Origin of the sequence: Streptomyces sp. NPDC060000 (assembly GCF_042737375.1) — a bacterium.
Classification (GTDB): domain Bacteria; phylum Actinomycetota; class Actinomycetes; order Streptomycetales; family Streptomycetaceae; genus Streptomyces.
Map to the genome: position 1 here is coordinate 144,409 of NZ_JBHWUU010000006.1, position 23,381 is coordinate 167,789.

The 23,381-nt window shown below is 71.8% G+C and carries 18 protein-coding genes and 2 pseudogenes; 13 read left to right on the plus strand and 7 right to left on the minus strand.

Features of this window, described 5'->3' with window-relative positions:
- Positions 1-6 precede the first annotated feature (6 nt).
- Entirely contained in the window at positions 7-939 is a 933-nt protein-coding gene (locus tag ACFWBB_RS05830) for an A/G-specific adenine glycosylase (protein WP_385267431.1), read from the minus strand.
- Between the two features lie 260 nt (positions 940-1,199).
- Between ACFWBB_RS05830 and ACFWBB_RS05835 the strand changes: the two genes are divergently transcribed.
- A complete protein-coding gene (locus ACFWBB_RS05835; RefSeq protein WP_385267434.1) occupies positions 1,200-2,057 on the plus strand; it encodes a hypothetical protein in 858 nt (285 codons plus the stop codon).
- A 6-nt stretch (positions 2,058-2,063) separates the two neighbouring features.
- Here the strand turns inward: ACFWBB_RS05835 and disA are convergent, their stop codons facing one another.
- Positions 2,064-3,188 (minus strand): DNA integrity scanning diadenylate cyclase DisA, encoded by a 1,125-nt coding sequence (gene disA, locus ACFWBB_RS05840; RefSeq protein WP_385267436.1) that lies wholly within the window; start codon positions 3,186-3,188, stop codon positions 2,064-2,066.
- A gap of 80 nt (positions 3,189-3,268) precedes the next feature.
- Positions 3,269-4,678 (minus strand): DNA repair protein RadA, encoded by a 1,410-nt coding sequence (gene radA, locus ACFWBB_RS05845; protein ID WP_385267439.1) that lies wholly within the window; start codon positions 4,676-4,678, stop codon positions 3,269-3,271.
- A gap of 277 nt (positions 4,679-4,955) precedes the next feature.
- Between radA and ACFWBB_RS05850 the strand changes: the two genes are divergently transcribed.
- Positions 4,956-6,791: an RNA polymerase sigma factor gene (locus tag ACFWBB_RS05850; protein ID WP_385267442.1), complete on the plus strand. Its 1,836-nt coding sequence runs from the start codon at positions 4,956-4,958 to the stop codon at positions 6,789-6,791.
- Positions 6,792-6,814: 23 nt separating this feature from the next.
- Here ACFWBB_RS05850 and ACFWBB_RS05855 read toward each other — a convergent pair whose 3' ends face one another.
- The gene (locus tag ACFWBB_RS05855; protein WP_385267491.1) at positions 6,815-7,630 is read right to left on the minus strand and encodes a hypothetical protein; all 816 of its coding nucleotides are present in this window, start codon (positions 7,628-7,630) and stop codon (positions 6,815-6,817) included.
- Between the two features lie 230 nt (positions 7,631-7,860).
- Here ACFWBB_RS05855 and ACFWBB_RS05860 point away from each other — a divergent pair, with 230 nt between their 5' ends.
- From ACFWBB_RS05860 to ilvD, 4 genes are all read left to right on the plus strand, one after another.
- A complete protein-coding gene (locus ACFWBB_RS05860) occupies positions 7,861-8,793 on the plus strand; it encodes a Ppx/GppA family phosphatase (protein WP_385267444.1) in 933 nt (310 codons plus the stop codon).
- Between the two features lie 352 nt (positions 8,794-9,145).
- Positions 9,146-10,057, plus strand: coding sequence for a sugar phosphate isomerase/epimerase family protein (locus tag ACFWBB_RS05865; protein WP_385267447.1), 912 nt, complete (start codon positions 9,146-9,148; stop codon positions 10,055-10,057).
- A complete protein-coding gene (locus tag ACFWBB_RS05870) occupies positions 10,054-10,659 on the plus strand; it encodes a TetR family transcriptional regulator (RefSeq protein ID WP_385267449.1) in 606 nt (201 codons plus the stop codon). Before ACFWBB_RS05865 ends, ACFWBB_RS05870 begins: the two co-directional genes overlap by 4 nt.
- 178 nt (positions 10,660-10,837) lie before the next feature.
- Positions 10,838-12,691, plus strand: a complete 1,854-nt coding sequence (gene ilvD / locus ACFWBB_RS05875) for a dihydroxy-acid dehydratase (protein ID WP_385267452.1) — start codon at positions 10,838-10,840, stop codon at positions 12,689-12,691.
- A gap of 135 nt (positions 12,692-12,826) precedes the next feature.
- On the opposite strand, the gene ACFWBB_RS05880 is transcribed toward ilvD, so the two are convergent.
- Positions 12,827-15,004 (minus strand): serine/threonine-protein kinase, encoded by a 2,178-nt coding sequence (locus ACFWBB_RS05880; protein WP_385267454.1) that lies wholly within the window; start codon positions 15,002-15,004, stop codon positions 12,827-12,829.
- Between the two features lie 181 nt (positions 15,005-15,185).
- Between ACFWBB_RS05880 and ACFWBB_RS05885 the strand changes: the two genes are divergently transcribed.
- From ACFWBB_RS05885 to proC, 6 genes and pseudogenes are all read left to right on the plus strand, one after another.
- Positions 15,186-15,506: an SH3 domain-containing protein gene (locus tag ACFWBB_RS05885; RefSeq protein ID WP_385267456.1), complete on the plus strand. Its 321-nt coding sequence runs from the start codon at positions 15,186-15,188 to the stop codon at positions 15,504-15,506.
- Between the two features lie 628 nt (positions 15,507-16,134).
- Positions 16,135-16,641 carry an EamA/RhaT family transporter gene (locus tag ACFWBB_RS05890; protein ID WP_385267493.1) on the plus strand — a complete coding sequence of 169 codons (507 nt, stop codon included), beginning with the start codon at positions 16,135-16,137 and terminating at the stop codon, positions 16,639-16,641.
- Positions 16,642-16,759: 118 nt separating this feature from the next.
- Positions 16,760-17,333: pseudogene (locus ACFWBB_RS05895) on the plus strand (class I SAM-dependent methyltransferase); the annotation flags it as partial.
- Positions 17,334-17,591: 258 nt separating this feature from the next.
- On the plus strand, positions 17,592-18,497 hold the full coding sequence (locus tag ACFWBB_RS05900) for an ABC transporter ATP-binding protein (RefSeq protein WP_385267496.1): 906 nt from the start codon (positions 17,592-17,594) through the stop codon (positions 18,495-18,497).
- Positions 18,494-19,297, plus strand: coding sequence for an ABC transporter permease (locus ACFWBB_RS05905; RefSeq protein WP_385267459.1), 804 nt, complete (start codon positions 18,494-18,496; stop codon positions 19,295-19,297). Before ACFWBB_RS05900 ends, ACFWBB_RS05905 begins: the two co-directional genes overlap by 4 nt.
- 248 nt (positions 19,298-19,545) lie before the next feature.
- The gene (proC, locus tag ACFWBB_RS05910; RefSeq protein WP_385267461.1) at positions 19,546-20,358 is read left to right on the plus strand and encodes a pyrroline-5-carboxylate reductase; all 813 of its coding nucleotides are present in this window, start codon (positions 19,546-19,548) and stop codon (positions 20,356-20,358) included.
- A 62-nt stretch (positions 20,359-20,420) separates the two neighbouring features.
- On the opposite strand, the gene ACFWBB_RS05915 is transcribed toward proC, so the two are convergent.
- Complete coding sequence (locus tag ACFWBB_RS05915) at positions 20,421-21,008, minus strand: cysteine hydrolase family protein (RefSeq protein ID WP_385267464.1); 588 nt, start codon at positions 21,006-21,008, stop codon at positions 20,421-20,423.
- A gap of 76 nt (positions 21,009-21,084) precedes the next feature.
- Here ACFWBB_RS05915 and ACFWBB_RS05920 point away from each other — a divergent pair, with 76 nt between their 5' ends.
- Entirely contained in the window at positions 21,085-22,092 is a 1,008-nt protein-coding gene (locus tag ACFWBB_RS05920) for a GlxA family transcriptional regulator (protein WP_385267467.1), read from the plus strand.
- Here ACFWBB_RS05920 and ACFWBB_RS05925 read toward each other — a convergent pair.
- Positions 22,020-22,650 (minus strand): annotated as a pseudogene (locus ACFWBB_RS05925) (hypothetical protein). The gene ACFWBB_RS05920 and the pseudogene ACFWBB_RS05925 overlap by 73 nt on opposite strands.
- Positions 22,651-23,381: the final 731 nt, after the last annotated feature.

A 23,381-nucleotide genomic window follows, 5' to 3' on the forward strand; every position in this document is an offset into this window, starting at 1 on the left:
GATGTGTCAGGTCATCGGCAGGCGGTACAGCCCGCCCGGCAGCGGCTCCACGAGTCCGTCCGCGACGAGGCCGTCCAGCGCACGCGCGCGTTGCACCGGCTCGTGCCACACCCGGTCGAGGGCGGCCTGCGGCACGGGGGCGGGCGCCTCCCGCAGGACGGCGAGCAGCTTGCCCCTGACCTGCCGGTCGGTGCCGGCGTACGTCTGGCCCCGGCGCGGCGGTCCGTCGTGCTCCGGTTTGCCCGCGAGCCGCCAGGCACACCGCGCCGCGATCGGGCAGCGCACGCACGTCTCGTTCTTCGCCGTGCAGACGAGCGCGCCGAGTTCCATGGACGCGGCGGCCCAGCGTGCGGCGGTCGGCTCGTCCTCGGGCAGCAGGGCGCGGGCCAGTTTGCGTTCGGCGGCCGTGGTGGCGTTCGGCGGGTACCGCACGCCCGTGACGGCGCGCGCGAAGACACGGCGGACGTTGGTGTCCAGGACGGCGTGCCGGCGTCCGTACGCGAAGGAGGCGACGGCCGCGGCCGTGTACTCGCCGATGCCGGGCAGTGCGAGGAGTTGCGCGTGGTCCGACGGCACATCGCCGCCGTGCCGTTCCGTTATCGCCACCGCGGCGCCGTGCAGCCGCAGGGCGCGGCGCGGGTAGCCGAGCCGCCCCCACGCGCGTACGGCCTCGCCCGGGGCCTCCGCGGCCAGGTCGGCGGGGCGCGGCCAGCGGGCGAGCCACTGCTCGTAGACCGGCAGGACGCGGCTGACCGGTGTCTGCTGGAGCATGAACTCGCTGACCATCACGCCCCACGCACCGGCCTCGGGGCGCCGCCAGGGCAGGTCGCGGGCGTTCTCCTCGAACCAGTCGATCACCGGCGAGTGCAGGTCGGCCGCGGTCACGTCGGCGTCGGAGCGGGCGGGGGTACGGTGCGGGGGTTTCGTGGGCGCAGTCATGGCCCTTCCGATCCTGCCATGCGCACCGGGGCACGCGCGCGTACCGCCACTCGACCGGGGTGGGGTCCCGGGGGGCACGCCACGCGCGCGTGACGCGGGCCGTGGCCAGAGGTGCAACGGGAGATCGTCAAGCGGCGACGAACCGCGCGGGCCGACGTCGGGGCGGGAGACGTGGTTTCCGGGATGATGATCCGGAAAAGTTGTGGTCGTGGCGGCGGGTGGGGCCAGCGAACCACTCGATCTCTCGTAGAGTTTGCGCCGTGGGATCTATGCGCAATCCGGTCGGGCCGCTTCCCTCCTCCATCTACTGGCGTCGGAGGGTCGTACTGCTGTCCGTGTTCGCCCTGTTGGCCCTGCTGATCCTGTGGGTGGTGACCTCGGGCGGAGGCGGCGGGAACAACGGCGCCGACGGTGGCGGCGGCAAGAATCCCGCGTCCTCCATCACGCCGGGGCCGTCCGGATCGGGGCCCGCGATCAGCCAAAACCCGGGCGGACGCGACGAGTCGAGCGCAGGTGCCACCAGCGGCTCCGGGTCGGGCTCCGGGTCGGGCACGGGCTCGGGTGACGGCGCCGGATCCGGTGGCTCGGACGGTGGCTCGGCGGGCGCGGGCGGCACCGACGACGGCGCCAACGGCAGCGGCAGTGGCGGCGGCAGTACCGCCGGCGGTGGCGTCGGCAGCGGTACCGGAACGGTGCTCCCGGCCGGGACGACACTGCCCAACTGCACCGCCGGAGTGGTCACGTTGACCCTGCGCAGCGTCCAGAACTCCTACTCGCCCGACCAGACGCCCACTTTTCAACTGACCGCGAAGAACAGCTCGGGAAGCGACTGCAAGGTCGATGTCGGGCCCAGGTCCGCGGTGTTGACGATCACGAAGACGGGCGGTGCCGACGCGTACTGGTCGTCCGCCGACTGCCCCAGGGCATCCGGGAGCCTGCTGTACCGGGTGCCGGCCGGGGACAGTTTCACGTACACCGTGAAGTGGGACCGCAAGCCGAGCGCCCCGGAGTGCGCGACGCCGCCGGCCGGGGTGGCCGGAGCGGGTACGTATCTGCTGGAGGCGAAGGCTCCGGGGTTTGCCAAGGCTCAGACGTCGTTCGTGCTGAACGACGACTAGACCGAACTAGACGTACCGCTCCAGGATCGACGACTCCGCCAGCCGGGACAGGCCCTCGCGGACGCTCCTGGCCCGGGCCTCACCCACGCCGTCCACCGTCTGGAGATCGTCGACGCTGGCGGCGAGGAGCTTCTGGAGGCCGCCGAAGTGCTCGACGAGGCGGTCGATGATGGCACCGGGCAGGCGAGGCACCTTCGCCAGCAGACGGAAGCCGCGGGGCGAGACCGCCGAGTCCAGGGCCTCGGGGGAGCCGGTGTAGCCCAACGCGCGGGCCACCGTGGACAGTTCGAGCAGCTCGGCGTGGCTGAGCGCGTCCAGCTCGTACAGCGCCTCGTCGACCGTGCGGGACCGCTTGGCCGTGGGCTCCGGCACATAGTCCCGGACCACCAGCTCGCGCTCCGGCTCCACGCCCGCGATCAACTCGTCGAGCTGGAGGGAGAGCAGACGCCCGTCCGTGCCCAGTTCGACCACGTATTCGGCGATTTCGGTGGCGATGCGGCGCACCATCTCCAGGCGCTGGGCCACCGCGGAGACGTCCCGGACCGTCACCAGGTCCTCGATCTCGAGCGCTGACAACGTTCCCGCGACCTCGTCCAGGCGGAGCTTGTAACGCTCCAGGGTCGCCAGCGCCTGGTTCGCGCGGGACAGGATCGCCGCGGAGTCCTCCAGGACGCGGCGCTGTCCGTCGACGTACAGGGCGATCAGACGCATGGACTGGGAGACCGAGACGACAGGGAAGCCGACCTGCTTGCTGACCCGGTCCGCCGTACGGTGCCGGGTGCCCGTCTCCTCCGTGGGGATCATGGGGTCCGGCACCAGCTGGACCCCGGCCCGCAGGATCTTCGACAGGTCGGAGGAGACCACGATGCCGCCGTCGAGCTTGCACAGCTCACGCAGGCGCGTGGCCGCGAACTCCACGTTCAGGACGAACCCGCCCGTGCACATCGCCTCGACCGTCTTGTCGGAACCCAGCACGATGAGCCCTCCGGTGTTGCCGCGGAGGATCCGCTCCAGGCCGTCGCGCAGGGCCGTGCCGGGAGCCACCGCGCTCAGCGCGGCGCGCATCAGGCCCTCGGCACCGGAACTCCCACCGGACTTTCCGGGAGCTGCCGCCCGGTCGTTGGCTGCCACTGCACTCCTCCGGTCACAGGTCTGGGACGTTCCCGTTTCGCGCACTCGTTTCGCACGGACGGGCGAGACCAGGGCAAAGTCTACCGGCGCTCCTCCGCGTCCCGTGGGGCGTCTCGGCGACGGGAGCGCGGCAGGACCCGCAGGGCGTCCCCTATGTCCGCGACTTCCACAACCTTCATGCCCGCGGGGATCTTGCCCGGATCGCTCGGCACGAGCGCGTGCGTGAAGCCCAGGCGGTGTGCCTCCGAGAGCCTGCGCTGAACCCCCGTGACCCGTCTGACCTCGCCCGCGAGGCCGACTTCGCCGATCGCCACGAGGTTTTTGGGTAGTGGGGTGTCGCTTGCCGCGGAGGCCAGGGCAAGGGCGATCGCCAGGTCCGCGGCGGGCTCCGAGAGCTTCACCCCGCCGACCGTCGCCGAGTAGATGTCCCGCTTGCCCAGCGCGCTGATCCGGCCTCGCTGCTCCAGAACGGCCAGCATCATCGAGACCCGGGAGGTCTCCAGGCCGGACGTCGTGCGGCGGGGCGAGGGGATCTGTGAGTCGACGGTGAGTGCCTGTACCTCGGCGACCAGCGGACGACGGCCCTCCAGGGTCACCGTCAGACAGGTGCCCGGCACCGGTTCGTCACGACGGGTCAGGAAAAGTCCGCTTGGGTCGGTAAGGCCCGTAATGCCCTCGTCGTGCAGTTCGAAGCAGCCGACCTCGTCGGTGGCGCCGTAGCGGTTCTTGACGCCTCGCACCAGGCGCAGGCGCGCGTGGCGGTCCCCCTCGAAGCTCAGGACGACGTCCACGAGGTGTTCGAGGAGGCGCGGACCGGCGATCGCGCCGTCCTTGGTGACATGGCCCACCAGAAGCGTGGACATACCGCGCTCCTTGGAGACGCGGATCAGGGCGCCGGCGACCTCGCGGACCTGGGCCATGCCACCGGGCGCTCCGTCGATCTCCGGGGAGGCCACGGTCTGCACCGAGTCCATGATCAGCAGGGACGGCTTCACCGCGTCCAAGTGTCCGAGGACGGCCGCCAGATCGGTCTCGGCGGCCAGGTAGAGGTGGTCGTCGATGGCGCCGATGCGGTCGGCGCGCATGCGTACCTGGGAGGCCGATTCCTCACCGGTCACATACAGGGTGCGGTGTTCGTCGCTCGCCGACTTGGCGGCCACGTCCAGCAGGAGGGTCGACTTGCCGACGCCCGGCTCGCCGGCCAGGAGCACGACCGCGCCCGGTACGAGCCCGCCGCCGAGGACGCGGTCCAGCTCGGGCACGCCGGTCGGGCGGGCGGTGGCCTGACGCCCGTCCACCTGGCCGATGGGCAGGGCGGAGGTGGTGACGCGCCCCGGCGTCGTCGTACGGACCGCGGGCGTGCCGTACTCCTCGACCGTCCCCCAGGCCTGGCACTCGGGGCAGCGGCCGAGCCACTTGGCCGTCTGCCAGCCGCACTCGGTGCAGCGGTAGGACGGACGGTCCTTGGTGGTCTTCGTACGGGCAGCCATGGGGAAACCGTAACCGCCGCCACCGACAGCCGGACGTCCCTGTGGACAACCGGACCCGCCGGACGCCCGTCCTGAGCGCCCGGCCGGCGCCCCGCGCCCGCCCGTGCCTGCTGCGGAGAGGGCGGGCACCCCCTGTGAACCGGCCACGGCCCGTCACGAACGGGCCATGGGACCCCCCTTCCGTGTGCCCTTATGAGGGATCGTTTCACCCGTACGGATTAAAAGGACTCAAGGGACAAGAAGACCTGGTTCCGTGCCGCCTACGGTCGCACGGGTGATGAGCAGCAGCCCGGAAATTTCGACCCGCACGACCGGCGCATACCGGGCGCACCGGGAGGCGCGCGACAGCGCTGCGGCGCGCACGCTCGCGCAGTGGCCTCCCGCGCGCTACGAGCCGTACCTGGACGGCCTGTTCACCTACTGCCTGTCCGTCCTGTGCGACCACGACGCGGCCACCGCCGCCCTCGGCAACGTCCTGGCGTTCGCCGAACGGCGTGGCCAGCGCGTCCCCGACACGGCCGGCGACCGCCGGGCCTGGCTGTACGCGCTGGCGCGCTGGGCCTGTCTGCGCAAGCTCACCGAGGCCAAGCACACCGAGGCCAAGCAGAAACGTCAGGGCACGCACGCGGCGGCACGCGACGGCGCCCGCCGACAGCGGAGCACCAAGCCCGCGAACGCCACGGCCTTCACCGCTCCCGCGATCTCTACTGCTTCCGCGACCTCCTTCTTCTCCGCGGCATCCACCGCGGCGGAGGTCCCGACCGCCTCCGACGAGGCCGGCGAGCGACGTCGGCGCGAACTCACCCTGCTCGCCTGGCCGGAGGCCGCCGGCACCACCCCGGAGCAGCGCGAGGCACTCGAACTCGCCGTACGCCATCACCTCGCCGCCCACGAGGTCGCCGCCGTGCTCGGCAAGGACCTCGCCGCCGCCCGCGAACTGCTCGCCTCCGCCGCCTGCGAGGTCGAGCGCACGCGCGCGGCGCTCGCCGTCGTCGAGACCGGCGGCTGCCCCGGAGTGGCCCGGCTCACCGGTGAGCACCAACTCGTGCTCAGCGCCGCCGTGCGCCGCGAACTCGTCCGGCACGTCGACGACTGCCCGCGCTGCCGCCGGGCCGCCGAACGCGCCGTGCCGGGCCGCTGGCCGGGCGCCGGGGTGACCCCCGCCGAGCTGCCCGTCCTGCAAGCGCCCCGCGCGGAGCTGCACGTGGCCATGGCCCGTCTCACCCGCGCGCGGGGCGCCGCAGTGCCGCGCTACGACCGACGGGGCTTCCCGATGGACCCCAAGGACCGTGCCGCCCGCCGGGAGCGGCTACGCGCGCGTGCCGTCACGACGACCGTCGTCGCCACCGTCGTCGCCGCTCCCGTGCTCGCCCTGTGGGCGGCCTACCGGGGCACACCGACGGGGGAGGGGGCCGAGAGCCGCTCGGTCGGCACCAGCGAGGCGCACGGTGCCGACAGCCTCGACGGTGAGACGGTCGGCGGCTACGAGAACGCGGGAAACGCCAGCACCCGCCCCGGCACCGGCTCCACCAAGAACAACGGACCGGACGTCTCCGTGGAGGTCGTCAGCGTCACCGGACTCGGCAGGAGCACCTCCGGCCCCCTCTCCGTGACGGTCGCCAACAGCGGCGACACCACTCTCATCACCCTCACCGCGGGCGCCCACGGCGAAGGTGACGATGACGGTGACGGTCCGGTCCGCTGGTCGGCCACCACGGCGGCCTCCTGGCTCTATCTGAGCCGTTCCACGGGCAGCCTGAAGCCCGGCGAGTCGGTGACGATCAAGGTGTACGTCGACCATCTGCGCGAGCCCTCCGGGCACTGGCACGCGCGCGTGGCGATCGCCCCGGCGGGCGCCGTCGTCTCCATCGAGGGCTACGGCACCGCCTCCGGCCCCTCGGGCCCCGGCAACGGCCCGGGCCACGGCGGTCCGCCCCCGTCGTCCGGCCCGGAACCCACGCCCACGTCCCCGCCCTCCCCGGACCCCGCCCCGACCGACCCACCGGCCTCCTCCGACCCGGAGCCCACCCCGGGCGACCCGTCCCCGACGACCTCGGAGGACTCGCCCCCGCCGTCCGACGACAACGGCCCGCCGAGCCCGGCGACGCCCTAGGGGGTCCGGGTGGCCCGGGTGTCTCAGTTCGTCGAGTCCGTCGGACCGGTCGAGTCCGTCGGACCGGTCGGGTCCGCCGGGTGCGGTGCCACCAGCGGGAGCTGCGAGGCGAGGCGCTGTTCGCACAGTTCGACCAGGCGGTCGTACCCGGCCTTGCCCATCAGCTCGGTGAGCTCCGGGCGGTAGGAGACGTACACCGGGTCGCCCGCGCCGTGTGCCGAGGTCGCGGACGTGCACCACCAGTGCAGGTCATGGCCGCCCGGCCCCCAGCCGCGGCGGTCGTACTCACCGATCGACACCTGGAGCACCCGCGTGTCGTCGGGCCGGTCGATCCAGTCGTACGTCCGCCGCACCGGCAGCTGCCAGCAGACGTCCGGCTTGGTCTCCAGCGGCTCGCGGCCCTCCCTGAGGGCCAGGATGTGCAGCGAGCAGCCCGCGCCGCCCGCGAAACCGGGGCGGTTCTGGAAGACGCACGAGCCGTTGAACGGGCGGGTCTGACGGGAGCCATCGTCGTCCTCCGAGACCCAGCCGTTCCGGGTGCCCTCGTCGTGGTGCTGCCAGATGTCCGGCGTGAGCCGCGCCACATGTCCGGCGACGCGCTTCTCGTCGTCCTCGTCGGAGAAGTGGGCGCCCAGCGTGCAGCAGCCGTCGGCCGCGCGGCCCGGCTGGATGCCCTGGCAGCCGCTGCCGAAGATGCAGTTCCAGCGGGAGGTCAGCCAGGTCAGGTCACACCGGAAGACCTGTTCGTCGTCGGCCGGGTCGGGGAACTCCACCCACGCGCGCGCGAAGTCGAGACCCTTCTCGTCCGCGGCCACAGCCTTGGCCGCGAGGGCCTTCACTTTCGCCGCCTGAGCCTTGTTCGACTTCTTCGCAGGCTTCACCGGCTTCGCCCGCGAAGGACCGTCGGTGGATTTGTCGGTCTTCGCCTTGTTCGTCTTTGGCACTCGTCCAGGGTAAGTCGCCAGGAGCCCCTTCGGACACGTCCCGCCCGCCGCCCGACCAGCACTTCTCGAGGAGGGGCTTCGCCCCGCACAACCTGGATCGCCCTGTGGGCAGTAGCGTTCCCTGCATGAGACTCGGTGTCCTCGACGTGGGATCGAACACGGTGCATCTGCTGGTGGTGGACGCGCACCCGGGCGCGTGCCCCCTTCCCGCGCACTCGCACAAGGTGGAACTGCGCCTTGCCCAACTCCTCGACGAGGACGGGGCGATCGGCCCCGAGGGCGTCGGCAAACTGATCGCCGTCGTCAAGGAGGCACTCCAGGCCGCCGAGGACAAGGGCGTCGAGGACCTGCTGCCGTTCGCGACCTCCGCCGTACGCGAGGCCAGCAACGCCGACGACGTCCTCGCGCGCGTGCAGGCCGAGACCGGCGTCGAGCTCCAGGTTCTCACCGGTGCCGAAGAGGCCCGGCTCACCTTCCTCGCCGCCCGCCGCTGGTTCGGCTGGTCCGCCGGAAAGCTGCTGGTCCTGGACATCGGCGGCGGCTCCCTCGAGATCGCCTTCGGCATCGACGAGGAGCCCGACGCGGCCGTCTCGCTGCCGCTCGGTGCCGGCCGGCTCACCGCGGGCTGGCTGCCCGGCGACCCGCCCGACCCCGAGGACATACGAGCGCTGCGCCGCCACGCCCGTGCGCAGATCGCCCGTACGGTCGGGGAATTCAAGCGCTTCGGCGCCCCCGACCACGTCGTCGCCACGTCGAAGACGTTCAAGCAGCTCGCCCGCATCGCCGGCGCCGCCCGTTCCGTCGAAGGCCCGTACGCCCCGCGCCAGCTCAAGCGCGAGTCCCTCGAGGCCTGGGTGCCCCGCCTGGCCGGCATGACGACCGCCCAGCGGGCGGAGCTCCCCGGTGTCTCCCCGGGCCGCGCCAACCAGCTCCTCGCGGGCGCGCTGGTGGCGGAGGGCGCGATGGATCTCTTCGGCGTCGAGAACCTCGAGGTCTGCCCATGGGCGCTCCGGGAAGGCGTCATCCTCCGCAAACTCGATCAAATGGCGTCGGCGTAACGGACCCAAGGGGCTTGGCTTCGGCGTGACGAGCCCACGGGTTCCGGCGTCGGCGTAACGGGCTCCGCGGTGCACGGGGGAGCGTGGCCGTGAGCCGTGAGCCGTGAGCCGTGAGCCGTGAGCCGTGAGCCGTGACGCCGGTCGTCCCGCGCGCGGGACAACGGCGGCTCATCACGCGGGACACCGACGGCTCCACCACGCGGGACACCGACGCCCACGAGGTACCGCCCGCCAGCCGTGCCGCCGTACGCACCAGCTCGCCGCGCCGCCGTACCCATCCGCCCGTGGCGAAGGCCACAACGGCGGCCGGGCACCCCGCACCTGGGTGACCGCACCCCGTAACCTGTCCCCCATGGCAGAGCCAGTCGTGCGGATCCCGGATGCGAAGGTCGCCCTGTCGACTGCCTCGGTCTACCCGGAGTCGACGGCGACGGCCTTCGAGATCGCCGCACGCCTCGGGTACGACGGCGTCGAGGTCATGGTCTGGAACGACCCCGTCAGCCAGGACATCGACGCGCTGCGCAGACTCAGCGACTACCACCGCATCCCCATCCTCGCCGTCCACGCCCCGTGCCTGCTCATCACGCAGCGCGTGTGGTCGACCGACCCGTGGACCAAGCTCCAGCGGGCCCGCGCGGCGGCGGAGAAGCTCGGTGCCGGCGCGGTCGTCGTCCACCCGCCGTTCCGCTGGCAGCGCCAGTACGCGCGCGACTTCGTCACGGGCATCTGGCGGATGGCGGACGAGACGGACGTACGGTTCGCCGTCGAGAACATGTACCCCTGGCGCTACCGCGACCGCGAGATGCTCGCGTACGCGCCGGACTGGGACGTCACCAAGGACGACTACCGGCACTTCACGATCGATCTCAGCCACGCCTCGACGGCCCGCGCGGACGCGATGCAGATGATCGACCGCATGGGCGACCGCCTGGGCCACGTCCACCTCGCCGACGGAAACGGTTCGGCCAAGGACGAGCACCTGGTCCCCGGCCGCGGCTCCCAGCCCTGCGCCGAGCTGCTGGAACGGCTCGCGCTGACCGGCTTCGACGGGCACGTCGTCATAGAGGTCAACACGCGGCGCGCGATGTCGAGCGCCGAACGCGAGGCCGATCTGTCGGAGGCCCTGGCCTTCACGCGCCTGCACCTGGCCTCCTCCGCCTCCTCGCCCTCCGCCGCCTCCTCCTCGCCCTCCGCCTCCGCCTCTTCCTCCGCCTCGGCCTCGTCGCCGACGCCGTCCTCCGCGGCGAAGGTGCCACGCCGATGACCGGCGTCACCGCCCGCAAACGCGGTCGTCCCCCTCGTGCGGAGTCGGCGGACACCCGCGACCGCATTCTGACGGCCGCCCGCGAGGAGTTCTCCGAGCGCGGCTACGAGAAGACGTCCGTACGCGGTATCGCGAAGGCGGCCGACGTGGACTCGGCGCTGGTGCACCACTACTTCGGCACCAAGGAGCAGGTCTTCGAGGCGGCCATCGAGGTCGCGTTCGCGCCCGCGCTCAACGCCCCGGAAGCCGTCGCCGACGGGCCGCTGGACCAGGTCGGCGAGCGGTTCGCCCGCTTCATACTCGGCGTCTGGGAGAACCCCACCACCCGCAAGCCGCTGCTGGCGATCGTGCGCTCCGCCGTGAACAACGAGACCGCGGCCGCAGTCTTCCGGCGCCTCGTCGCCTCCCAGCTGCTGCGCCGCATCGCCGTCCAGCTCGACCTGCCGGACGCCGAACTGCGCGCCGAACTGGCGGCGGCGCAGCTGGTGGGCTGCGCGATGCTGCGGTACGTGATCAAGGTGGAGCCGCTGGCCTCGGCGGACCTGGAGCTGATCATCGCCCGCGTGGCGCCGGTCGTACAGGGACACCTGACCCAGCCATGACCGCCTGCCCCGGGCGTGACCGCCTGCCCCGGGCGTGACCCGCCTGACCCGCCCGACCCGGGCGTGACCGGCGGTGTCGCCGAGACATCCGTCCCGTATTCCGGACACCTCGTCCCGCCCCGTGGATGACCGGCGTACGCTCAATAACAGCCCTACCTGTCTGAAGGAGCGAGCGACGATGCCCGAGCTGAGGTCCCGCACAGTCACCCACGGTCGCAACATGGCGGGCGCACGCGCCCTTATGCGCGCCTCCGGTGTACCCGGTGCGGACATCGGCCGGAAGCCGATCATCGCCGTGGCGAACAGCTTCACCGAGTTCGTGCCCGGACACACCCACCTCCAGCCGGTCGGCCGGATCGTCAGCGAGGCGATCACCGCGGCCGGCGGCATCCCGCGCGAGTTCAACACGATCGCCGTCGACGACGGCATCGCGATGGGCCACGGCGGCATGCTCTACAGCCTGCCCTCCCGCGACCTGATCGCGGACAGCGTGGAGTACATGGTCGAGGCGCACTGCGCCGACGCTCTGATCTGCATCTCCAACTGCGACAAGATCACCCCGGGCATGCTGAACGCGGCCCTGCGGCTGAACATCCCCACGGTCTTCGTCTCCGGCGGCCCGATGGAGTCCGGCCGCGCCACGCTCGTCGACGGCACCGTCCGCACGCTCGACCTGGTCGACGCGATGTCCGAGGCCGTCAACGAGAAGATCTCGGACGAGGACATCCTCCGTATCGAGGAGAACGCCTGCCCGACCTGCGGCAGCTGTTCCGGCATGTTCACCGCCAACTCGATGAACTGCCTGACCGAGGCCATCGGCCTCTCCCTCCCGGGCAACGGCTCGGTCCTCGCCACTCACACGGCCCGCAGGGCGCTGTACGAGGACGCGGGACGCACGGTGATGGACATCACCCGCCGCTACTACGAGCAGGACGACGAGACGGTCCTGCCCCGCAACATCGCCACCATCGAGGCCTTCGAGAACGCGATGGCCCTCGACATCGCGATGGGCGGTTCGACCAACACGATCCTGCACCTCCTCGCCGCCGCCCAGGAGGCGGGCGTCCCGTTCGGCCTGGAGGAGATCAACGCGGTCTCGCGCCGTGTGCCCTGCCTGGCGAAGGTCGCGCCGAACGTCGCGAAGAACCGCACGTACTACATGGAGGACGTGCACCGCGCCGGCGGCATCCCCGCCCTGCTCGGCGAACTGCACCGCGCGGGTCTGCTCAACGAGGACGTGCACGCGGTCCACAGCCCGTCCCTGGGGGACTGGCTGAAGACGTGGGACGTCCGCGCCGGCTCGCCGTCGGCCGAGGCCCTGGAACTCTGGCACGCGGCCCCCGGTTGTGTCCGTTCCGCCGAGGCGTTCTCCCAGTCCGAGCGCTGGGAGGCGCTGGACGAGGACGCCGAGGGCGGCTGCATCCGCTCCGCCGAACACGCCTACAGCAAGGACGGCGGCCTCGCCGTCCTGCGCGGCAACCTCGCCGTCGACGGCTGTGTGGTCAAGACGGCCGGCGTCGACGAGTCGATCTGGACCTTCGAGGGCCCGGCGGTCGTCTGCGAGTCGCAGGAGGAGGCCGTCGAGAAGATCCTCAACAAGCAGGTGACGCACGGCGACGTCGTCGTCATCCGCTACGAGGGCCCCAAGGGCGGCCCGGGCATGCAGGAGATGCTCTACCCGACGTCCTTCCTCAAGGGCCGCGGCCTCGGCAAGACCTGCGCCCTGATCACCGACGGCCGCTTCTCCGGCGGCACCTCGGGCCTGTCGATCGGCCACGCCTCGCCCGAGGCGGCCTCCGGCGGCACCATCGCCCTCGTCGCGGACGGCGACCGCATTCGCATCGACATCCCGAACCGCACCATCGAGCTCCTCGTCGACGACGCCGAGCTGGCCCGGCGCGAGGCGGCTCTCGGCGGCGTCCACGCCCCGAAGAACCGCGAGCGCAAGGTGTCCGCCGCCCTGCGGGCCTACGCCGCGATGGCGACGAGCGCCGACAAGGGCGCGGTGCGGGACGTGTCGAAGCTGGGCTGACGCCACCGCGCAGTCAGGCCAGGCCGGCTGTGAGGGCCGTCTCCGTCGTACGGAGGCGGCCCTCGGCGCGTCTCACCCCGCCCGCTGTCACCAGTCGGCCGGGTCCCGCCCGTCCACCGCGGAGACGGCCCGCTGTCACCAGCCGGCCGGGTCCCGCCCGTCCACCGCGAAGACGGTTCCGTCGGGAGCGCCGGCGTAGACACGGCCGTCGACCGCCTCGGGCGCGGCCAGCGTGGCGACCACCTCGTCCGAGTTGGCGCCGAGCCGCAGTGCCGTCTGCCCGACCAGCTTGCCCTTCTCCGCGTCCACGGCGAGGAGACGCCCGTCGGCGGCGCTGAAGTAGACGCGCTCGCCGTCCGCGGCCGGCACCGAACCCCGGCTCACGGACGTCTGGAGGGACCACACCTGCTTGCCCGCGGCCGTGTCGACGGCCACGAGCGAGCCGTCGAAGGCCAGGAGGTAGACCCGGTCCCCCTGCACGGTGGCCTGCGGCTCCTGGAGCGCGACGCCCAGCCTCACCCGCCGCGACACCTTGTCCTGCGGGTTGTAGCGGACCACGGCGCCGACCGTGCCGTAGTCGCCGCCCCGGGACAGCAGGACCAGGCTGCCGTCCGTGGTGCCGACGAGACTCGACGCGCCGCTGAGCCGTTCGTCCCACCGCACCTTCCCGGTCGTGGGATCCACGGCCGTGATCCGGGTGTGCCCGTCGTCCGAGGTGCTCGCCACATACGCCAACGGGTCCTGGGGGAACGCCGTGAAGTACGGCTCGCTCACCCCCGGAATGCGCCGGGTCCACGACGGCTTCCCCGTGGCGGCGTCCACACCGGTCACCGTGCCGTCGGACGCGGTGAGCAAGAGGGTGCCGCCGACGACCCGGACGCCTGGACAGCCCGACAGGTCACGCTGCCAGCGCGTGGCGCCCGACACCGGGTCGAGCGCCTCCATCCGCCTGCCCGAGTGTGTGATCACCAGAGCCAGCCCGCCCGCCAGCACCGGCGCCTGGCCCGGCCGGTCGTCGTCGGTGAGCGCGTGCCGCCACAGCACCCGCCCGTCGGACGCGTCCAGCGCCGACACCAGCCCCGACTGGACACAGAGCAGCCGCCGCGCGTCGTAGGTGCACAGGGGCATGCCTGCCGTACCCGTACCCGCGGCGGCGCCGGTGGCACTCTTCGCCGGTCGCGCACTCCATGCGGTGAAGGCGGGCGACGTGGAGTGCGAACCGCCCGGGTTGCCCCGCGCGTCCTTGCCCGAGTCGTCCTCGCCGGGCCCCTGCGTGGCGAGAAGCGCGCCGCCCGAGAGGACGACGGCCAGGGCGCCGGCCGCGAGAGCCGTCCGCCGACGCCCGCTCCCGCGCCTCACCTCCGCCTGTGCCGGTACCGGAGCCGGTCCCTGCGCGAGTTCCTGGGCGAACCCCTGCTCCGAGGGCTCCGTCCCGGACTCCTCCAGCACCCGCTGCGACGGTATGAACGCCTGCGTGTCGTACGAGGCCGCGACCGACCGCAGTTCGTGCATCAACTCGTCGGGCGTGGGCCGGTCCTCGGGCTCCTTGGCGAGACAACGCACCACCAGCGGCGCCAGGTTCCCCGGCACGCCGGTCAGATCCGGCTCGTCGTGCACGACCTGGTAGGCGACGACGTACGGGCTGTCGGAGTCGAACGGCCCGCGTCCTGTCGCCGCGTGCACCATCACCGACCCGAGCGCGAAGATGTCGGCGGCCGGCCCCACCTCCCGAGGCCGCCGGAACTGCTCCGGCGCCATGAACGGCGGCGTACCGATCAACTTGCCTGTCTCAGTGCGCAGTTCGCTGTCCTTCGGCCGGGAGATACCGAAGTCGATGACCTTCGGCCCGTCCTCGGCGAGCAGCACGTTGCTCGGCTTGAGATCCCGGTGCACGACCCCGACACGGTGGATGTCCCGCAGTGCCTCCGCGAGCCCGGCCATCAGCCGCCGCAACTCGCCCGAGCGCATGGGCCCATTCCGCTTCACCTGCTCGGCGAGGGTCGATCCGGGAATGAACAGGGTTGCCATCCAAGGCCGTTCGGCCTCCGGGTCGGCGTCGACGACGGGCGCGGTGAACGCCCCGCTCACTCGCCGAGCGGCGGCCACCTCCTGCCGGAAACGGCCTCTGAACTCGGGATCCCGGGCGAACTGGGCGTGTACGACCTTCACCGCGACCTTCATCCCGGAGGTGCTACGGGCCAGGTGCACCACGCCCATGCCGCCGGAGCCCAGGCGCTCTTCCAGGCGGTAGTGACCGGCGTACGCCGGAAGTTCCGCTTCCGCGCCCGCTCCGGTGTTGCGCTGTGGCGACATGGACCACCCCCGTGCTGTTCAACCGCGCGCGCGACGAACGGAGCCTAGTCGATGACTTTTACGGGACCGAGGCGGCTTGCCAGCCAGGTGTGCGAATCCTGTACATGTGTTTCATTGTGTGTTTCAGGGGAATCAACGTGGCCCCATGGCATTCATGGGGTTCGACGGGGGAGGTTTTTTCATGTCTGTTGACCGCGTGGAAGAGGTCGCGAGCGAGGCGGCGGCGGAGGCCGTCACGACGGCCGCGGCGGCTCTCACCTATTACCCGGTAGCCCCGGGCGTCCGGTTGAACGTCCGCAGCGGCCCCGGTACGGGCTACCCGGTCGTCAAGGTCCTGGCCGAGGGCACGAAGGTCCCGATCTTCTGCCAGACCCCGGGCACCTCGGTGACCGGCCCGTACGGCACGACCAGCATCTGGGACAACATCGCCGACGGCCAGTTCATCTCGGACGCGTACGTACGAACGGGCAGCGACGGCTACGTCACCGCCCACTGCGCCTGAGCGGGCCCGAGCCCGAGATCGGCCCCGGCCCCGGCCCGGCCCTGAGCCTGGCCCCGGCCCCGGCCCCGGCCCGGCCCTGAGCCTGGCCCCGGCCCCGGCCCGGCCCTGAGCCTGGCCTCGGGTGAAGGTATGGCCCAAGGCTCGGGCCCAGTCTCGGGGTGGACCCGGGTCTCGGTTCCGGACCGAGTGACGAGCCGGGCCCCGGCCTAAGCCCGTCACTCGGTCCGGTTCAGGCCCGTCTGTGATCGTCCTCGATCGGGGTCGCACGGACGGGTACGGAGTAGCCGCGGACCAGCCCCGGAACCGCTTCGGACCCGTCTCCGAGCAACCCACCCGGGAGCCCGCCTCCATCCGGAGCCATAATCGTCCCGTGAGCGACGAAAACGACGCCCCGGACACTTCGGCGGGTTCCCGGGACACATCGGCGGGTTTCCGGGGCTCGACGGCCGGCTCCCAGGGCACATCGGCGGGTTCCCGGGGCTCTACGGTCGGCGCCGGGAACGGGAGCGCCTCCGCGCGATCCCACGGCACCCCCGTCGCACAGGCGGCCTCGCCCCCGGTCAAGGCGACCACGCCGACAGACCAGGCCGCGACGCCGACAGACCAGGCCGCCACGCCGACCGGCAAGGTGGGCGCCCCCGCAGGTCAGGCGGAAGCCGCCGGCGCCGGGCCCCGACCGGAGCCTCTCCGCTTCTTCGGCACCACCTGGGTGAACCACGACCCCGGCTTCCAGGGTTACGCGGCCCGCCGCACCGCCGCGACCGTCGGCTCCCTCGCCGGGGTCATCGGCTCCTGCCTCGTCCTGCGCTTCGCCTACCAGGGCGTCGCGATCGCCGGTCTCGGCAGCTTCGTGACCCTCCTGGTCGTCGTGATGTTCGCGGTCTGCAGCGCCCTCGCCTTCCGCCACACCTGGGAGGGCTTCGCCAAGCGTCCCGACCCCGACCGCCAGGCATCCCTGCGGGGCCTGCTGGCCGTCGGCTTCGTCGGCTCGCTGCTCGCCTACTTCTTCCGCACGTTCACCGAGGCGCCCGGCGAGAAACTCCACCGCGCGGAGTACGACGCGGCCCGCGCCCAGTACGAACGCCGCTCAACCCGCCGTACGGGCAACCCGTCGAAGAAGCGCCGCCGCGGCTGACCGCTCCCTGCCCGTTCCTGACGGCCCCCGGAAACGGCCCCCACCGGAACCAGCCCGCGAATCCGGAACCAGCCCGCGAATCCGAAACCCGCACTGCGTCCCTCCCGCCGCCGCCAGCATGGCCCCATGTCGTCCCCGTCCCGCACCCTCTCCTACAGCGCCCGCACTCCCTCGCACAGCGCCCCCGCCCTCTCCCACAGCGCCCCCGCCCTCTCGCGCAGCGCCCGCGCTTACTCACTCCTTCAACGCCGCCGCAGCCCGTTACGCCGCGAACCGCCCCTCCCACCCGACCGCCGTCCTCGACACGATCGAGGGCCTCGCCGGCCGCCCCCTCGCCGGCGCACGGGTCGCGGACTTGGGGGTTGGCACCGGAATGGCGACCGCCCCCTGCATGAGCGCGGCGCCGACGTCATCGCCGTCGAGCCCGGCGACGGCATGGCCGCACAGTCCGGGAGGGTCTCCCCGACGTACCGATCGTCCGAGGCGACGGCAACCACCTCCCCCCGGCCACCGCCTCCCTCGACTTCCTCACCTACGCCCGGTCCCTGCACTGGACCGACCCGGCCCACTCGGTGCCGGAGGCGCTGAGCGTCCTGCGCCCGGGCGGCGGGCTGGCGCTGTGGTGGAACACCGACGCCCTCGACGTGCCGTGGATCGCCGCGCGGTCGGACCGACTCCACCGGCACTTCGGCCCACCCCGCAGCCGAGACCAACAGCAGCGTCGACGAGCCCCGCCCATGACCCTCAGCTCACCCCCTTCCCCTTCCCCCTCCCCCTCCATCCCCGCCCGTCCCTCCGTCCCAATCCCGCTACTTCCACCACTCCCACCACTCCCATCCCGAGCGGCGGCCCACCCTTCAGGGCCGCCGCTCACGCGTGACCCACATTCCGTGGCCCGCCCCGCGCCACGCCACTTGACGACCCATCCCGCTCCGAGCATTATTCATCACATGATGAATTCTAAGCCCGGCTCCCGCCCACCCGACGAGGACACGGACCAGGCCCCACCGCCCACCCCACCCGCCACCCCCGCCGTACGAGCCGAGAACCTCACCGTTCTCCGAGGCCCCCGCACGGTCCTGCGCAGCCTCGACTTCACCGTCCCCCGCGGCCAGATCACCGGCCTGCTGGGCCCCTCCGGCTGTGGCAAGTCGACCCTCATGCGCTCGATCGTCGGCACCCAGGCCAAGGTCACCGGCACCCTCGACGTCCTGGGCCGCCCCGCAGGCCACCCCGCCCTGCGCACGCGCATCGGCTACGTGACCCAGGCCCCGTCCGTCTACGACGACCTGACGATCCGCCAGAACCTCGAGTACTTCGCCGCGATCCTCGACCCGGGCCGAGCGGCAGCGGACCGCCGCCACGAGAACGTCACCCGAGCCATCGCCGACGTGGACCTCACCACCCACGCCGACGCCCTCGCAGGCAACCTCTCCGGCGGCCAGCGCAACCGCGTCTCGCTGGCCGTGGCCCTCCTGGGCACCCCCGAACTCCTCGTCCTCGACGAACCGACCGTCGGCCTGGACCCGGTCCTCCGCCGCGACCTGTGGAACCTCTTCCACGACATCGCCACCACCCGGGGCGCGACCCTCCTCGTCTCCTCCCACGTCATGGACGAGGCCGAGCGCTGCCACCGCCTGCTCCTCATGCGCGAGGGCGAGATCCTCGCTGATGCCACCCCCGAGGCCCTGCGTACCCGCACCGGCGCCGACACGGTCGAGTCGGCCTTCCTGCACCTGGTGGACGCCGCGACTGAGGCAGCGCGCACGAGGGAGACCGGGGAGACCGGCACGAGGGAGCCCCGCACCAAGGAGCCCCGCACCACGGAGCCCCGCACCAAGGAGACAACCCGATGACCACGACGACGCTCCCCGCGCAAGCTCCCACCCCCGCTGCCACCCCGCGGCCCACCAGCGCCCTGAGCCTCTCCCGCACCACCCCCACCGCGGCCAGGGTCCTGCGCCAACTGCGCCACGACCCCCGCACCATCGCGCTGCTGGTCCTCATCCCCTGCGTGATGCTGTTCCTGCTCCGCTACGTGTTCGACGGCAGCCCGCGCACCTTCGACAACATCGGCGCGTCCCTCCTGGGCATCTTCCCGCTGATCACGATGTTCCTGGTCACCTCCATCGCCACCCTGCGCGAACGCACCTCGGGCACCCTCGAGCGTCTCCTCGCCATGCCCCTGGGCAAGGGCGACCTGATCGCCGGCTACGCCCTCGCCTTCGGCATCCTCGCGATCATCCAGTCGACCCTGGCCACCGGCCTGGCGCTCTGGTTCCTCGACCTGGACGTCACCGGCAGCCCCTGGCTCCTGCTCCTGGTAGCCCTCCTCGACGCCCTGCTCGGCACCGCCCTCGGGCTCTTCGTCTCGGCCTTCGCGGCCTCGGAGTTCCAGGCGGTCCAGTTCATGCCGGCGGTGATCTTCCCCCAGCTCCTCCTCTGCGGCCTCTTCGCCCCCCGCGACACCATGCACCCCGCCCTGGAGACCCTCTCCGACGTCCTCCCCATGTCGTACGCGGTCGACGGCATGAACGAGGTCCTCACCCACACGCACATGACAGCCACCTTCGTACGAGACGTCCTCGTCGTCGGCGGCTGCGCCCTCCTGGTCCTGTGCCTGGGAGCGGCGACCTTGCGACGCCGTACAGCGTGACCACCCAGCCCGTCCGGCGATTGCGGACGAGGCCGTCCAGGACGAAAGGGGGTCTGGGGCACAGCCCCCAGAGGAAACGATGGAAGTCCCCCGCCTGAGCGAAGCCGAGAGTGGGGGAGGGAAGGGGCGGCGGGGGCGAAAAACCCCACGTCCGCCCACCGGACGCCCAGGCCGGCACCGCACCCCCGGTGCGAGGATGACGGGCGAAGGACGACGGACGACGCACCCCTCCGGAGGACCCCCCAGCCATGACCCAGAAAGTCGCAGTCCTCGGCACCGGCAAAATCGGCGAAGCCCTCCTCAGCGGCATGATCCGAGGCGGCTGGCCCCCCGCCGACCTCCTCGTCACCGCCCGCCGCCCGGAACGAGCCGAAGAACTCCGCACCCGCCACGGAGTCACCCCGGTCACCAACGCCGAGGCGGCCAAGTCCGCGGACACCCTGATCCTCACGGTCAAGCCGCAGGACATGGGCACCCTCCTCGACGAGCTCGCCCCGCACGTCCCCGCCGACCGCCTGGTGATCAGCGGAGCCGCCGGCATCACCACCGCCTCCATCGAGGAGCGCCTCGCCTCCGGGACCCCCGTCGTCCGCGTCATGACGAACACCCCCGCCCTCGTCGACGAGGCGATGTCCGTCATCTCGGCCGGCACCCACGCCACCGCCGCCCACCTCGCCCACACCGAGGAGATCTTCGGCGCCGTCGGCAAGACCCTCCGCGTCCCCGAGTCCCAGCAGGACGCCTGCACCGCCCTCTCCGGCTCCGGCCCGGCGTACTTCTTCTACCTGGTCGAGGCCATGACGGACGCCGGCATCCTGCTCGGCCTGCCCCGCGACAAGGCCCACGACCTCATCGTCCAGTCCGCGATCGGCGCCGCGACGATGCTCCGCGACAGCGGCGAACACCCGGTCAAGCTCCGCGAGAACGTCACGTCCCCCGCCGGGACCACCATCAACGCCATCCGCGAACTCGAGAACCACGGCGTACGAGCCGCCCTCATCGCCGCCCTCGAGGCCGCCCGCGACCGCAGCCGCGAACTGGCCGCCGGCAAGAAGGACTGACCTCCGCCACGGGAGCAGCGAGGCAGGGCCGGGGGAGCAGCGGCGCACGGCCGGGGGAGCGGTCAACCGCCGGCCGCCCCCACGATCTCCTCCGTGGTCACCACCCGGGCGAACCCACCCCCGTGCAGGGACACCGCGGAAGCCTGGGCGATCTCCTCCGCGCTCCGCCGCCAGCCGAACGGACCCTCCAGGTCGAACGTGTACGTCGCGTCGTACGCGAACAGCACGTCGTATCCGAGGTTGCCGCCCATCCGCGCCGTCGTCTCCGCGCACATGTTCGTCTGGATTCCGGCCACCACGATCTGCGAGATCCCCTGAGCCGTCAGCCAGGCCCCCAGATCCGGCGTCCCCAGGAAGGCCGAGTTCACCGTCTTCGTCAGGAACAACTCGGCCCCGGCGCCCTTTCCCCGCCTCTCCTCCACGTACTCCTTGAAGTCGTTCCCCTCGTATCCCGGCCGCAAAGGCGACCCCGGCTTCACCGAGTCGTGCCGCACGAAGACGACCGGCCGCCCCGACCCCTGCCATACGTCGATCAGCGCGGCGATGTTGTCATCGGCCCCGGGATTGTTCCGCGCCCCCCAGAAGTCCAGCTCCTCGAAGCCCTTCTGTACATCGACGACCACCAGCGCTGCGTTCTCTGCGATCTCCATGCCATCGATCCTGCCGCCGAGTGCATCCGCACCCCCAGAGGGTCGAAAGACATCGATCGATGGTTTACTGCCATCCATGAAGTCCGCGTACCGGGTCGCCCTCGTCGCCTTCCCCGGCATCCGCGCCTTCGACGTCTCCGTGATCACCGAGGTCTGGGGCACCGACCGCACCGATCGCGGTGCCCCCGCCTTCGACCTGCGCAGAGTCGCCACCGACAGCAATTCCGTCCCGATGCGCGGCGGCCTGGCCCTCCACCCCGACCGGACCCTCGACTGGCTCTCCCGAGCCGATCTGATCCTGGTCCCCGGCCTGGACGACCACCTCACCCCCGCACCCGGCCCCGTCCTGGACGCCCTCCGTCACGCACACGCCCGAGGCACCGCCCTCGCGGCCCTCTGCGGCGGCGCCTTCACCCTCGCCCAGGCCGGCCTCCTCGACGGCCGCCGGGCGATCACCCACTGGAACCTGGTCGACCTCCTCCGCACGCACCATCCCCGGGTCACCGTCGTCCCCGACGCCCTCTTCATCGAGGACGACAACATCTGGACCGCCGCCGGCACGGCAGCCGGCATCGACCTCTGCCTTCACCTGGTCCGTCGCTCCCACGGCGCCGAAGCGGCCGCGACCATCGCCCGCTCGATGGTCACCGCCCCCTTCCGCACCGGCACCCAGGCCCAGTTCATCGAGCACCCGACCCCCCGCGCGGACCGGGACGCCGACACCCTCGCCGCCGTACGCGAACACGCCCTGCGCCACCTGCACGAACCACTCACCGTCGCCGGACTGGCGGCACGGGCCGGCATGTCCCCGCGCAGCTTCGCCCGCCACTTCACGGCCGCGACCGGCGCCACACCCCTGCGCTGGCTTCTCGACCAGCGCATCGCCGCGGCCCAGAAACTCCTCGAACGCACCGACCTCCCGATGCCGGAGGTGGCCCGGCGTTCCGGCTTCGGCAGCGAGGTCACGATGCGCCAGCACTTCGCGTCGCGCCTCGCCACCAGCCCACGCGCCTACCGCGCCGCGTTCAGCAGCCGATCGGTGACGGACTCCGTCGCCGGCGGAAGCAACCCGATCGCGCGATAGGCGCTGCCCACGACCGGCCGCGCCATCGCCCGGGCCCTTCTCCGCCCCGTCCCGCAGCACCTTCTCCACCTGGACGGGATCTGCGCACAGTTCCCTGTGCCGGGCCTGCACGGGCCGCAGTACCTCGACCACCGGGCCGCTCCTCCCGGTCGTATACGACCTCCCGCCCACTGTCGGTGACGGCCCGCATGACCTTCCTGCGCACCACATCCGGCTCGTCCAGCAGATAGACGATGCCCGGCCCAAATCGTCGCTCTTGCCCATCTTCGACGTCGGCGCCTGGAGGTTTCGTCACCCCCGCGCGTGCTCATGCACATGACTCTGTACGAACACGGTGCGCAGCTGGGGATCCAGTCCCGCCGCCAGCAGCAGCGTCGCGACCTGCCGACTGAGCCGGCGCACCCGCGCCGGATCGTGGCGAGCCGCGTGCAGATCGACGACGCAGAACACCGCGTCCGCCCGGTACTGGTCCACCCCGGCCCACTGCCGCAGAGCGCCCAGGTGGTTCCCCAGAGTCGGATGCCCGCTCGGCTTGACCCCGCTGACGGCCCGCTTCATCTCTCCACCTCCTGGTCGAGACCGCCGCTCCGGCCGGCCGACCCCCTGGAACCCTGGAGGGAGAAGCGAGAACGGCCGCCGAAGGGCGGCCGTTGGGTACATACGTGAGTACGGCCGCCGTCAGGCGGCCCACCACAGCTGGGTGCACGTACACGTAGTCATGTCCGTCAGAGCAGGCCTCCGGGGTGCCTGGGAGACATGAGTTGACACACCCCGGCCACATACGTAGTGTTCTCCGAGTTGTCCGACGTGAGCGCCGACTCCGGTCGGTCCCCGGACAGCCATTTCGCAGGTACCAACCACCTCTCGATACGCAGTCGATTCGTCTGCCATCGTGTCGTTGGCGTGTGTATTCGCGAAATGAGGAATCCGCGTTCGAAAGGACGCAGCCCCCGATTGGCTTCGGGGGACGGGAATCCGCTAAAGTCTCACTCGTCGGAACGGCCCAACGGCCGGGAAGACAAGCCCCCTCTGACTGGGAATCAGCGCCGAAAGGATCTGATAGAGTCGGAACCGCCGGAAAGGAAACCGCGAAACAAAAGCGAGAACCTGGAAAGCACCGAGGAAATCGGGTCGAGAAAAGATCTGATAGAGTCGGAAACGCAAGACCGAAGGGAAGCGCCCGGAGGAAAGCCCGAGAGTATCGGGTGAGTACAAAGGAAGCGTCCGTTCCTTGAGAACTCAACAGCGTGCCAAAAATCAACGCCAGATATGTTGATACCCCGTCCCCG

Coding starts and splice junctions, on each gene's coding strand:
- ACFWBB_RS05915 (WP_385267464.1), bottom strand. CDS start 21,008: ATGGAGATCGCAGAGAACGCAGCGCTGGTGGTCGTCGATGTACAGAAG.
- ACFWBB_RS05885 (WP_385267456.1), top strand. CDS start 15,186: ATGTCTGTTGACCGCGTGGAAGAGGTCGCGAGCGAGGCGGCGGCGGAG.
- radA (WP_385267439.1), bottom strand. CDS start 4,678: ATGGCTGCCCGTACGAAGACCACCAAGGACCGTCCGTCCTACCGCTGC.
- ACFWBB_RS05900 (WP_385267496.1), top strand. CDS start 17,592: ATGATGAATTCTAAGCCCGGCTCCCGCCCACCCGACGAGGACACGGAC.
- ACFWBB_RS05865 (WP_385267447.1), top strand. CDS start 9,146: ATGGCAGAGCCAGTCGTGCGGATCCCGGATGCGAAGGTCGCCCTGTCG.
- ilvD (WP_385267452.1), top strand. CDS start 10,838: ATGCCCGAGCTGAGGTCCCGCACAGTCACCCACGGTCGCAACATGGCG.
- ACFWBB_RS05860 (WP_385267444.1), top strand. CDS start 7,861: ATGAGACTCGGTGTCCTCGACGTGGGATCGAACACGGTGCATCTGCTG.
- ACFWBB_RS05830 (WP_385267431.1), bottom strand. CDS start 939: ATGACTGCGCCCACGAAACCCCCGCACCGTACCCCCGCCCGCTCCGAC.
- ACFWBB_RS05870 (WP_385267449.1), top strand. CDS start 10,054: ATGACCGGCGTCACCGCCCGCAAACGCGGTCGTCCCCCTCGTGCGGAG.
- ACFWBB_RS05920 (WP_385267467.1), top strand. CDS start 21,085: ATGAAGTCCGCGTACCGGGTCGCCCTCGTCGCCTTCCCCGGCATCCGC.
- ACFWBB_RS05905 (WP_385267459.1), top strand. CDS start 18,494: ATGACCACGACGACGCTCCCCGCGCAAGCTCCCACCCCCGCTGCCACC.
- proC (WP_385267461.1), top strand. CDS start 19,546: ATGACCCAGAAAGTCGCAGTCCTCGGCACCGGCAAAATCGGCGAAGCC.
- ACFWBB_RS05880 (WP_385267454.1), bottom strand. CDS start 15,004: ATGTCGCCACAGCGCAACACCGGAGCGGGCGCGGAAGCGGAACTTCCG.
- ACFWBB_RS05850 (WP_385267442.1), top strand. CDS start 4,956: ATGAGCAGCAGCCCGGAAATTTCGACCCGCACGACCGGCGCATACCGG.